The sequence below is a fragment of the Solibacillus ferritrahens genome (assembly GCF_037027585.1).
Lineage (GTDB): Bacteria > Bacillota > Bacilli > Bacillales_A > Planococcaceae > Solibacillus > Solibacillus ferritrahens.
Genome location: NZ_JAXCLE010000024.1, coordinates 1 through 12,928 on the forward strand (window position 1 = coordinate 1; position 12,928 = coordinate 12,928).

10 protein-coding genes are annotated in these 12,928 nt (G+C 37.0%); 5 read left to right on the forward strand and 5 right to left on the reverse strand.

The features are described from left to right. Window positions 1–608 precede the first annotated feature (608 nt). Window positions 609–998, forward strand: a complete 390-nt coding sequence (locus tag SNE38_RS17110) for a (deoxy)nucleoside triphosphate pyrophosphohydrolase (protein ID WP_191704684.1) — start codon at window positions 609–611, stop codon at window positions 996–998. A gap of 21 nt (window positions 999–1,019) precedes the next feature. Further along, on the forward strand, window positions 1,020–3,890 hold the full coding sequence (locus SNE38_RS17115) for a DEAD/DEAH box helicase (RefSeq protein WP_336046962.1): 2,871 nt from the start codon (window positions 1,020–1,022) through the stop codon (window positions 3,888–3,890). Between the two features lie 62 nt (window positions 3,891–3,952). Here the strand turns inward: SNE38_RS17115 and SNE38_RS17120 are convergent, their stop codons facing one another. From SNE38_RS17120 to SNE38_RS17130, 3 genes are all read right to left on the reverse strand, one after another. Then, the gene (locus SNE38_RS17120) at window positions 3,953–4,864 is read right to left on the reverse strand and encodes an HNH endonuclease (RefSeq protein ID WP_191704682.1); all 912 of its coding nucleotides are present in this window, start codon (window positions 4,862–4,864) and stop codon (window positions 3,953–3,955) included. A gap of 134 nt (window positions 4,865–4,998) precedes the next feature. Continuing rightward, complete coding sequence (locus SNE38_RS17125) at window positions 4,999–6,255, reverse strand: McrC family protein (protein WP_336046964.1); 1,257 nt, start codon at window positions 6,253–6,255, stop codon at window positions 4,999–5,001. After that, on the reverse strand, window positions 6,245–8,254 hold the full coding sequence (locus SNE38_RS17130; protein WP_191704680.1) for an AAA family ATPase: 2,010 nt from the start codon (window positions 8,252–8,254) through the stop codon (window positions 6,245–6,247). The genes SNE38_RS17125 and SNE38_RS17130 overlap by 11 nt, the downstream gene beginning before the upstream one ends. Before the next feature lie 206 nt (window positions 8,255–8,460). Here SNE38_RS17130 and SNE38_RS17135 point away from each other — a divergent pair, with 206 nt between their 5' ends. From SNE38_RS17135 to SNE38_RS17145, 3 genes are all read left to right on the forward strand, one after another. Next, on the forward strand, window positions 8,461–10,164 hold the full coding sequence (locus SNE38_RS17135; RefSeq protein WP_191704679.1) for an ABC transporter ATP-binding protein: 1,704 nt from the start codon (window positions 8,461–8,463) through the stop codon (window positions 10,162–10,164). A 61-nt stretch (window positions 10,165–10,225) separates the two neighbouring features. Next, entirely contained in the window at window positions 10,226–11,146 is a 921-nt protein-coding gene (locus SNE38_RS17140; protein ID WP_191704678.1) for a dipeptidase, read from the forward strand. 79 nt (window positions 11,147–11,225) lie between these two features. Next, window positions 11,226–11,423, forward strand: a complete 198-nt coding sequence (locus SNE38_RS17145) for a YwbE family protein (RefSeq protein ID WP_191701199.1) — start codon at window positions 11,226–11,228, stop codon at window positions 11,421–11,423. Between the two features lie 47 nt (window positions 11,424–11,470). On the opposite strand, the gene SNE38_RS17150 is transcribed toward SNE38_RS17145, so the two are convergent. Beyond that, on the reverse strand, window positions 11,471–12,103 hold the full coding sequence (locus SNE38_RS17150; RefSeq protein ID WP_191704677.1) for a 3-oxoacid CoA-transferase subunit B: 633 nt from the start codon (window positions 12,101–12,103) through the stop codon (window positions 11,471–11,473). Next, entirely contained in the window at window positions 12,103–12,801 is a 699-nt protein-coding gene (locus tag SNE38_RS17155; protein WP_191704676.1) for a CoA transferase subunit A, read from the reverse strand. Before SNE38_RS17155 ends, SNE38_RS17150 begins: the two co-directional genes overlap by 1 nt. Window positions 12,802–12,928 lie beyond the last annotated feature (127 nt).

Sequence of the window (12,928 nt, forward strand, 5' to 3'; positions counted from 1 at the left end):
TGAAAGCTCATTTGCTTTGCTAGCGATTTAACTTAATTAAAAGTTAAAATCTATTGTTTGCTTCATTTAAGAAGCTTGTTTCATTAACGTTGCTTGTTCAGTTTTCAAGGTTCATTTTGTTCGTTTGTCGCATTTTCTCTCGGCGACTTGTATAACTATACACGCCATTTAAATAAACGTCAACACTTTTTAAAATGTTTTTTTCTCTTTTTTTATTATTTCTTTTCTCTTCTTATTATATACATCCAAAAAATAAATTTTAAATACCGTTACTCCCCTCTCTAAAGTGAGCAATTCCCCCTTAGTAAATTGATTATTATCCAGAAACTCAAACTCATTAGAATGACAAAGAAACTTGATATTGCTAATCATACGATCTATAGCAAAGGATATTAACATCTATATTTAATTTAAGATTTTCCAATTCTATTTTCTCCTCCTCATTTTTGTCCATACATTATAATTCGATAAGTTTACTTAAAAACAACTTAAAGTTTAGTTAATAACTTTGACTCTTCTCACAAATATACAGTCTGTTCCTCTACTAAATACTCACAAACAAGCTATAATTATGTTATGAATTAAAATTATGATGGGAATGAATTGTTTTGAAAAAACAAGTACACGTAGTCGGAGCTATTATTGAAAACGAAAAACAGGAAATTTACTGTGCACAACGTAGCCCTCAAATGTCATTACCAAACTATTGGGAATTTCCAGGTGGGAAAATCGAAAAAGATGAAACCCCACAAGAAGCTTTAAAACGGGAAATCTCAGAAGAATTTACTTGTGAAATTGTTGTAGGTGAAAAAGTTGAAGATACAACATATGATTACGGTTCGTTTATCGTTCGTCTTGAAACGTATATGGCGGAAATTGTGAGTGGCACACCCATTGCTATAGAACATTCTGATACAAAGTGGGTTAAGCGATCCTCACTAAGTGAACTAAACTTTGCACCAGCGGATATTCCAGCAGTGGAGAAGTTATTAAAATAATTATTTAAAGGTGGTGCCCTTATGGATCAGTTAATTAGAAAGCTTGAGGAGTCTTTACATAAAGGATTTATTGATCAATCCAAGGCCGTTTCATCTCAATTCAAACCGAAATTATTATCCAATAAAGCGCACGAAAATGTTCTTTCTTCACTTTTACAAGAAATGAAAACGTGTAAATCTTTCACCTTTTCTGCGGCATTTATTACTGAGGGTGGACTAGCTACAATCAAAACGATGCTTTATGATCTTGAAAAGAAAGGGATTAAAGGACGGATTTTAACATCTACATTTTTAAGTTTTAATCAGCCAAAAATGTTTAAAGAGTTATTAAAATTAACAAATGTAGAAGTCCGCGTTACTGATGTGAAAGGATTCCACTCAAAAGGCTATATTTTCGAGCACAACCAACACTATTCTTTAATTGTCGGAAGTTCTAATTTAACCGATAGTGCATTGAAGGCAAACTTTGAATGGAATGTTTATTTAACATCACTTGAAAATGGTGAAGTGATCAATCATTTTAATAATCAGTTTGAACAGCAATGGAATAGTGCTATACCATTAAGTGAAGAATGGATTGCTCACTATCAAATCAATTATGAAAAGCCCGAATTTAATAATAAGGTCGCATCTCCACCTTTATACGTAACGAACCCATTAAGAGAGAGTTTAAAAATACAGCCTAATAAAATGCAGACAGCCGCACTTGAACAGTTAGAGCTTCTTCGACAAAGTGGTGCGAACCGTGGCCTTATCATTTCAGCAACTGGGACAGGGAAAACCTATTTATCTGCGTTTGACGTTCGAAATGTTGCACCAAAACGTATGTTATTTATTGTGCATCGTGAACAGATTTTGAAAAAGGCGATGCAAGATTTCCGCAATATTTTATTAGGTGACCCCCAAGATTATGGTATTTTATCAGGAAATACAAAGGATTTAAATGCACGCTATTTATTTGCTACAGTTCAAACAATATCTAGGGATCCTTATTTACAGCAGTTTGCTAAAGATCATTTCGACTATATTTTAATCGATGAAGTTCACCGTGCAGGTGCGGAATCGTATTTAAAAATTATGAATTATTTTGAACCCAAATTCTTATTAGGAATGACAGCTACACCGGAACGTACAGATAACTTCAATATTTATGAGCTCTTCGATTATAATGTGGCCTATGAAATTCGTCTTCAAGCAGCATTGGAAGAAGATATGCTTTGTCCTTTCCACTACTTCGGTGTGACAGATTATGAGCTTGATGGTGAACTAATCGATGAAACAGCAGATTTACAAAAATTAGTTAATAAAGAACGAATCGACCATATTACCGAAAAGATTTTGTATTATGGTTTTTCCGGAGATCGTGTTCATGGATTAATGTTTTGTAGTACAAAGGAAGAAGCCCGTACCCTTTCCAATTTACTAAATTTGCGTGGTTATAAAACGACTGCATTAACTGGAGATCATTCTCAAAAAGAACGTGAAGAAGCGATTTCTAAATTAGAAAATGGCGAACTGGAATATATTTTAACGGTGGATATTTTTAATGAAGGTATCGATATTCCTTTTATTAACCAAATTGTGATGCTCCGCCAGACACAATCTAGCATCATCTTCATTCAGCAGCTTGGTCGTGGACTACGTAAGCATGATGTAAAAGAATATGTAACGATTATTGATTTTATTGGGAACTACAAAAATAACTATTTAATTCCGATTGCCCTATCTGGTGATAAGTCCATGAATAAAGATAATGTTCGCCGTAAAACGGTTAATACAGATTATATTCAAGGTGTATCAACGATTAATTTTGAGGAAATTGCGAAGAAGCAAATTTTTGATGCGATTACAAATACAAACTTATCAACATTAAAAACATTAAAAGATAGTTATTCTGAAGTTAAAAACAGAATTGGGCGAATCCCCATGCTCAAGGATTTTATTGAACAAAATTCATTGGATCCTGAAGTGATTATCAACTACACTCCAACCTATTATGATTTTTTAGTGAAGATGAAAGAAAATATCTCTTCACTTACGGATTATGAAAAGTCTGTACTTTCATTAATCGGAAAGGACTTTTTATCAGGTAAAAGAATTCATGAAATTTTATTATTGCAGCTTCTTTTAGATGAAGAATGTGTTTCAGAACAACGCTATATTTCAGCACTACAAAATCATAATGCTTATATCCACGAAGATACAATTCAAGGTATTGAAAATGTATTTACTTTAAACTTTTTCGTAGAAGCTGATAAAAATAAATTCGGTAATACACCTATCATTATTAAATCCAATTCACACTATACATTTAATAATGAATTGCAATTATCACTTCAAGACGTAAATTTCAAACAATACTTCGTGGATTTACTAGAGTGTGCCTTTATTAAAAATATACAATTTAATAATCATGTTCCGTTTAAACTATACGAAAAATACTCTCGTCGCGAGGTATGTCGCTTACTCGATTGGGAGAAAAATGAGGAAGGTACATTAAATGGTGGTCGACCGAAAAATGGCGATTTCCCTATTTTCGTAAACTATCATAAAAATGACGAAAACAATATTGAGACAAATTATATGGACGAATTTTTATCAGACGATACATTTAAATGGTGTTCAACAAAAAATCGATACATTGATAAATCCAAGGAAATGCAGATTCTTATTCACTCCATTGAAAATGGGACAAACGTTTACCTATTTGTTAAAAAAGACAATGGTGAAGGTAAAGATTTCTATTATCTTGGTCGATGTGCTGTAAATCCAAGCTCTGCAAAGCCCGAACAAATTTTAGATAAAGGTAAATATTATCCCGTCGTGACAATGGAAATGGTACTCGAACAACCAATCCAATCCGATATTTATCATTATTTAGTAGAGGAATAAAATAAAGCAAGGTGCTATTCCAAAATATACTTTTGAAATAGCACCTTGCTTTTGTCTATAAACTATCCTTCTCCCCTAAAAACCTCTCGCTTATGCCATTTGAAATACTGCTTGTTCTCCTCCACCCGTGCGACACGCATTTTCTCATGAATGTCATATTTCCCGTAATCGATTCGGTCAATTTCAGAAGAAATGTGAATTTTTCCTGTGCCATCAAATGCGATATAGCCATTGTCATATAAGGCATCATGATTGCGGCACAACAAAATGCCGTTGTATGGATCCAGTCGTTCCTCATTTGTTGCGTCTTTCCATGGCTTCGAATAGCTTGCATGTAATAATTCAGGTAAAGAGATACCACATAAAGCACAATGATCGTCCCATAATGGCAATAATTGCTTTTTGAATTTTTCTTGGCCTTTGCGGATTTTCACCTTTGCTTCTGCTTCTGCTTCGATAAGTACAGGGGCCAGTGTATTGCGTTCTTTTTGCGCAATGAGGCCAATCGCAAATTCCAGCTGCTCTTCATTTTCCTCGTAAATATTCGCATCACTCATGAGCTCCAACAGTTTGATTGCGAACATTTCATTACATGGGTATAAAAAGCCTTGGTTACCATCCCCATTATGTTGGAATGGGGAATATTTGATTGGCAGTAATGGCTGGATCTCGTCAAAATGTTCTTTAACCGAGATTGGAACCATTAGTTCTTCATAATCAGCAGAAAAAAGGTTGCCGACTGTTCCGCTATCATCCAAAGGGTTTACCCCTTCATAGCAATCCTCCTGTGCAATGCTGATTGCGACAATTTCTCCTTTCACACAGTGAAATATCGCATCTCCCTTTTTCACTTCTTTCATCCGCTCCCAAGAATGGGGTGTTTGACCACTACTATCTAAAATAGAACACCATACCACTTGCTTTTCCTTCGCCTCGTCGTATGTACGCCCTTGCATTACAATATAAAAATTCATACGAACACCTTCGTTTCTTTTCTTTCTTTTAGTGTACCATTTTCCCCACTTTCTACGGCAATTAACAATTTTGTATGTTTATAATAAAAAACTCAAGCAAGCTGAAATTCATCATTTCATACCTACTTGAGCATTTAATCATTCCCTACCATCATTAAAGCCTGATGCTCTACCCTTTTATACGCCTTACTCTCAATCCATTCCAACAGCTGCTCAATTAAAATATTCTGAACCGTAATCTCCCCTGGAACATTGTGCTTATTCGTATCAATTTTAACTGCACGCTCAGTAAAACCTTCGAAAACCGGGTAAATAATCGTTGATCGGTACGGGGGCGTCTTTTGGAAATATTGAGCATAAAATGTGAGTTGGAATATATCCTGAGTCGCAATGCGCTTTTGATCGTAGCCTTTATATTTCGTATCAATGATTGTCGTTCCCTTTGTCACTTGATGTTGAACGACGATATCCGGAATGATATGACGATAGGATTGATCGTTGAGTAAAATGGCATCGGTCAAACGTTTGCCGTGAAGCACACCATAACTTTTCGGCAAAAACTTTTTCAATACTTGTACAACAAAGCGTTCAAAGAGTTCATTCATATTGACCAATACCGTTGCAAAAGTATGACTTTTGCCAAGAAAATCATCTACAAAAAGTCCTTCAAATAGAAACTTACCTACTATATGAATTGGCTTGTAATGCTGATTTAACCGGCTGTAAACAAAATCAGGATAGACTTTCCCTTGATAAGGTACACAGATTGATTCAAATTGTATAAGCAATCTCTTCAACTGTGGATCCCGTCTAAACATTGGATGCTTTTCGATTTTATGCAAAATTGCCGATATAATCTGGTTTTCTTCAATATTATGTGTCAACTCATCAAATTCACAAACGACTCCTTTTGGTAAACCAAAATACGTACGCACCGTATCCAACATTTGAATTCGTCCACGCACATTTGTTAAATCGTCTGTATAGGTGACGTATTCCTTTTTTAACTGCAGCAAAATTTTTTCTGCCTGCCTCATAAATTGCGTGGCAAAAAGTATAAACAAGTCATTTTTTTCATGACCAGCACTGGATTCGGTACTCATCGAAAAAGGAAGTCCTTCCGTGAAAGCGAGCATTTTCATCACACCTTTAAATGCATCCGAAAACTTTGGCTGAATAATAATTCGGCAGTTCGAGAGCTCAATTGTCCCAACATAGCTCGTTGTTTGAATGCGAACCCCCGACTTTAATTCATCGAGAAAAAAGCGTTTTTCCCAAGGCTTATTCGGATGAATTGTCGCTGCTTTCGTAATGTAATGACGGTCCTCATCGGATAGTTGAATCGGATAGACGGCCTCACTATATTCTTTCATCACATAACTATTCTTCATAATTCACCTGGAAATGCTGTTCAATAGCCGATATAAAGGCCTCTTTTGTAAAAATATTTTGGTTTAGCTCATTGTTTACGACATCGACAAAGCTACTACCGATCAAGTCCTCCAGTGCCTCATAATTATCAAAGCAATACTCTTGTAAAAGTGGAATGATATCATAACGGAATAGATCCATGAATTCATCGATCGAATTGGCTACCTTCCCTTCTGTCATGAAATAGGCATGACCGATTTGCAAATCACGCCCTTGCAACTTTGTAAGTCGACCATTTAAGTGCTTCAAAATATTCGCTGGAGTTACCGATAAATCTTCCAATGGTTCATTTAACACATCATAATTTGGCATGCATTCCACAAAAGCAAAGCGACGTTTAATTGCTGCATCCATCATTTTAATACTGCGGTCTGCTGTATTCATCGTACATAATAGTTGTACATTCTCTGGAATCGAAAAAGCTTCCTTACTTTGTGGTAATCGTAGCTCTAATCCTCGCTTATCCTTTTCCAACAATGTTATGAGCTCACCGAAAATTTTTGGGATATTTCCTCGGTTCAGTTCATCAATAATAAATACAAATCGCTTCTTCGGCTCGGCTTTTGCCTGCTTAACAAAACTTTTAAAAATACCGTCCTCTAATTTGAAGGCAATGGTATTTTGCTCGCCAACAATCGGTTTAAAACCTTCGATAAAGTCTTCGTATTGGAACGATGGGTGAAAAGTACAAAACTCGGAAACGACCTCATCTTTTGTTTGGAGCCACTTCAAATATTGCTGAATCGTAAATGTTTTACCCGTTCCAGGAGGTCCATATAAAATAACTTGACCTTTCCGTTTAACCGCCCGCTCAATTTCTTCAAAGAAACTTGTATCTTCAAAACTCTCTTTTTCTTTCACTACAGCCTTTTCTTCCTTTAGCCACTTCTGAAGTGAGGCATGTGAAAATGCTTCAACAGTAATCGTTTTCCATCGATTTTGAGTAGGGATATCATAACCAGACTCCCAAATATCTGTCCAATCAACACCTATTGTATGTCGCTTTTCATCATAGTTTTTATATTCATAACCACGCTCATTCACTTTTCCAATTGCAATGATTTTCGAAGCACCTTTATTGGCAACGACAAGATCGCCTTGTTTCAGTTGATAAAACATCCAGATTTCGTTCGCTTTTTTTGTAATAGTGCTGGCATTTGTATAAATGCCTGCAGCTTCCAAAGCGGTACGCAACTCATTAAAGCTCGTATACTGGTTTAAATCACCTAGTATATCCCATCCGATAGCAATTTCTTTTGCTTCCTTACACCGGGGCCAAAGATTCGCATTTTCTCCCGGTGCCAATTTATACACTTTTTCGCTAGGACTATAATATGTATAAAAGAAATTGGCCACAACGAGTTCATCGAAGCCTTCCATATTCGGTAAGGCGTACACTTTATCATGAAGCATGCGACTAAGTTCAACACAATCTTTATCCTTCACTGATGCTTCTTCCACACCGACTACCGAAAGGAAATGCTTTAAATGTTGGACTTGGAAAATGGGAAACATTTTCTTCGGTGCATACATATATGAAATTTTCCCCTTCAACATTGATTTTGAATAAAGTAAATTGGTTTCAGGAATTTTCTCGTACGGAATTTTGTGCGCGTGCTCAACTACTTCCAATATATCCTTTCTTAATGCTTGCCAAGCTTCATGTTCTGAGCTGTATTGCTCTGGATAAAACCATTCCTTCTCTTTTTTCTTATAGTAGATGACGTGTTTAGAGGCCGATCCACCTTTAATACTCCCGATTTCTGATGTCTTATACTCAAGCCACCAACCAAACGAACCTTCTGCATAGCCAAGAGCATATTTTTCTAGTGGTAAGTTCGGTAAATCCTCTAATGAGAATTCTTGAATAAACTCATTATATAAATGGTGCAACTTTTCATGATATTGCTCTTTTTCCTCTGTCAAAAAATCCTTTACTTGGTGTGATAATAGTTCCATCTCAATCTCCTTTATAAACGTCTGATTTATATACTTATTTTATCATCATAGTATAGAAAATTTAGGAATTACAATTTATTTCAATTCCTTATTATTTCGTCTCTCGAAAAATCCCTAAAAAATGTTATAATCCAACTAATCATCATTTTTACTCATTACTACAAAGTTTCGCTCTAATAAGGGCTGTAAAACAGAAAGGACTTGAAATGCTAGCAAGATTTTTTACATACTACAAGCCTCACAAACGATTATTCATTATTGATTTCTCCTGTGCAGTGTTTGTAGCTATTTTGGAATTACTGTTTCCGTTGGCGGTGAAATGGTTTATCGATGACCTGCTCCCAACTAATAATTGGGGCATGATTACTAAAATTAGTGCTCTTCTTTTACTGACTTATATATTAAGTACGGTGATGAACTATATCGTAAACTATTTAGGGCATAAGCTTGGGGTCAATATCGAAACTGATATGCGCCAGCAACTGTTCAACCATGTACAACGTCAGCCGTATACGTTTTTCGATAATATGAAGACTGGTCATTTAATGAGTCGGATAACAAATGACTTGTTTGATATTGGCGAGTTTGCGCATCATGGTCCGGAAGATTTATTCATTGCGATGATGACATTTATCGGGGCCTTTACGATTATGTTCAATATTAACGCGACGCTCGCGACGATTATTTTATTTTTTGTACCGCTTTTAATAGCCGTAATGTATTGGAGCAATAAGCGTATGAAAAAGGGCTGGAGCGTTATGTACAGTGAAATTGCAAACGTCAATGGCCGTGTGGAAGATAGCTTCTCGGGTATACGGGTCGTGAAATCATTTACAAATGAAGAGTTCGAAACAACACGCTTTAAAGATCAAAATGGCTTGTTTCGTAAAGCGAAAATTTATGCCTATAAAGTAATGGCTGGCACACATTCAAGCATTTATTTTTTAACAAGGTTGCTAACATTACTGGTACTTGTTGTTGGGGCTTGGCTTTCATTTAATGACAACCTTTCAGCTGGTGAGTTTGCGAGCTTCATTTTATTCACGAATGTTCTAATTAAGCCAATCGACAAAATTAGTGCTCTACTGGAAATGTATCCAAAAGGAATGGCCGGCTTTAAACGTTTTTGCGATTTGCTGGACCAGGAGCCTACAATTGTTGATAGTCCAAACGCAATTGCTATCGACCATTTAGACGGTAATATCGAATTTAAAAATGTAAGCTTCAAGTATGCGGACAGTAAGCAAGTATTAAATGACCTCTCTTTTAAAGTGGAAGCAGGAAAAACGGTTGCCTTCGTAGGACCATCTGGTTCAGGCAAAACGACGATTAGTGCCCTTATTCCCCGCTTTTATGACATTACGGATGGAGCAATTACAATCGATGGATACGATATTCGAGATTTGACGCAACAATCACTTCGCAGGCAAATTGGGACTGTTCAACAAGATGTGTTTTTATTTACAGGAACTATTAGAGAAAATGTAGAATATGGTAAATTAGGTGCGAGCTTTGAAGAAATTAAAGCTGCCGTTGAACAAGCAAATTTACTGGAATTCATTGAAAACTTACCCGATGGCTTTAATACAGAAATCGGTGAACGTGGTCTAAAATTATCAGGTGGACAAAAACAACGACTTGCCATAGCACGCATGTTCCTGAAAAACCCGCCGATTTTAATTTTAGATGAAGCGACGTCTGCACTTGATACTGCAACAGAGCGCATTATCCAGCATTCATTAAATGATTTGGCTAAAAACCGTACAACTTTAATTATTGCTCACCGATTAGCAACGATTCGTGATGCAGATTATATTTTCGTCGTAACGCCAAATGGCATTGAAGAACAAGGCACGTATAAAGAACTTGTTGCAAAAGGTGGCATTTTTGCAGGGCTTCATCATGCTTAGAAATTTTAGGTGAGTGATTTAGTTCATTCACCTAAAAAAAATTAGGAAGGTGGGTATCCATATGAGCATTCCGATTATTGATTTACATTGTGATGCATTGTTACGCATGCATAAGCACGGATATGAATTTTTCAATACTCCTGAACTTGATGTGAATTATGAAAAATTAGTTAATGGTCATGTGATAGCACAGGCCTTTGCTATTTATGTTCATCCTGAGCTTTCGCTTGTAGAAAAGCGCGCAACTGCGATAAAGCAGATTGAGTACTTTCGTAATGAGGTATTACGCGAAGGTGTAGTACATATTAAAAAATGGGCAGATTTCGAAACGCTACAACCTGGACAAATCGGGGCATTTTTAACAATTGAAGGTGTCGATTTTTTTGGAGGAGATTTTAAAATCTGGCATCCATTTCATCAACTTGGCGTATTATCAATCGGACTCACTTGGAACTTCCCTAACGAAGCAGCAGATGGAGCACATAGCCATTATGGTCGTGGCGTAACGCCGTTTGGAAAAGAGATTATTACACTCAACAATCAGCATAAAATTTTTACCGATGTTTCGCATTTGAACGAACAAAGCTTTTGGGATGTTATAGAATATGCGGACTATGTCATTGCCTCCCATTCGAATGCGAGGGCTGTCTGTAATCATGTTCGCAATTTGAATGATGCCCAAATTCGAGCAATGATTGAAAAGAATGCGCCTATTCATATCGTCTTCTATCCAGAATTTATCAACGGGACTACTAGCGCGAGTATGGGGGATGTAATTCGTCACATCGATTATATTTGTTCGCTTGGCGGGAAAGATTTAATCGGCTTCGGCTCCGATTTTGATGGGATCGATTTTAAGGTTGCTGGTCTTGAACATGCCGGAATGTACCAAAACTTTATTAATGAACTTCTGAAGTATTATAGCGAAGAGCAAGTGCGCGGCTTTGCTTATGCAAATTTTTTAAATCATATACCGAGATAGCATCTAACCCTGCTTCCCTGTAGGGTTATTTTTTTTAGCGTGCTATACTTAGAGAAGTTTAGTTGAAGGGACGGATTTGATGAACGGCAAAAATCGTAGCGATGTATACCCTGGTTTGGAAGTTGACATCGTATTAAAAAAGGACCAACGTACAGGTACGACAACACGAGGCGTAGTAAAGGATTTACTTACGAACAGCAGCTCGCATCCACACGGTATAAAAGTTCGCTTAACAGACGGACAAATCGGGCGTGTATGTCAAACGTATCCTAAATAAGTTAAAGCGCAAAAAGTTTTAAGAGCTTTTTGCGCTTTCTTTTTTCATTATAATTTTACTTCAAATACTGCCTCCGTCTTCTCCCTTACTTCCTCTAATGTCACACCTTCCTGAAGCTCTACTAGCTGCATGTGGCCATCAGTAAAGTTAAAAACGGCTAAATCAGTAATTAAACTGTGTACAACGGCTTTTCCTGTTAACGGTAATGTACATTCACTCTTTACTTTAGATTCACCGTATTTGTTCGTATGTTCCATAATGACGATAACTTTTTTGGCGCCTACTACTAAATCCATTGCCCCGCCCATTCCCTTTACTACTTTTCCAGGAATCATCCAATTCGCCAAATCGCCCTGCTCAGACACTTCCATTCCACCGAGTATCGCTAAATCAATATGCCCTCCGCGAATCATAGCAAAGCTTTCAGCACTATCAAAAAATGCTGCGCCTGATTTTGCCGTTACAGTTTCCTTCCCTGCATTAATTAAATCCGCATCGATTTCATCTTCAGTCGGATATGGTCCAATGCCAAGAAGCCCATTTTCGGACTGCAGCATTACATTAAATTGGGGAGGAATCTCATTTGCAATTAATGTTGGCATACCGATTCCTAAATTTACATACATGCCATCCTCTATTTCCTTTACGGCACGGCGAATAATTTTTAAGCGTGCATCCATTATGCTTCCCCCTTTACAATGCGACGTTCTATTCGTTTTTCAAAGGATTCGCTGTGTACAATGTGCTGCACGTAAATGCCTGGTAAATGAATTTCATCTGGATCGAGCTCGCCTACTTCTACAAGTTCCTCTACCTCTACTATCGTTACTTTACCAGCTGTTGCACAGAGCGGATTGAAGTTGCGCGATGTTTTACGAAACACTAAATTACCAGAGCGATCAGCTTTCCATGCTTTTACAAGGGCAAAGTCACCTGTAATCGCACGCTCAAGTAAATACCTCTTGCCGTCAAATTCTTTTGTATCTTTTCCTTCTGCAATCGGTGTCCCGACACCTGTTGCAGTATAGAAAGCCGGAATGCCTGCACCACCGGCACGGATACGTTCAGCCAGCGTCCCTTGCGGTGTTAGTTCCACTTCAAGCTCACCATTTAAATATTGCTGTTCGAATGTTTTATTTTCTCCTACATATGAAGCAATGATTTTCCTAATTTGCTTGTCTTGTAATAGGATACCAAGCCCAAAATCATCAACACCGCAATTATTGCTGACAACCGTTAAGTTTTTGGTCCCTTTTTCCTTTACTGCTTGGATTAAATTTTCCGGAATGCCACATAAACCGAAGCCCCCCACTAATAAAACAGCCCCATCTTCTATATTTTGTATCGCCTGCTGTACAGAAGCTACTACTTTGTCCATGATTCCAATCCCCTTTCACATCCTTACAAAATATTCTATAAAACTACAAATTTCCCTTCAAAAATCATATATTCTGTTGACTAAATCAAAAAAGGAGCCGCAACTGCTTACATGTCAGTTGGGCTCT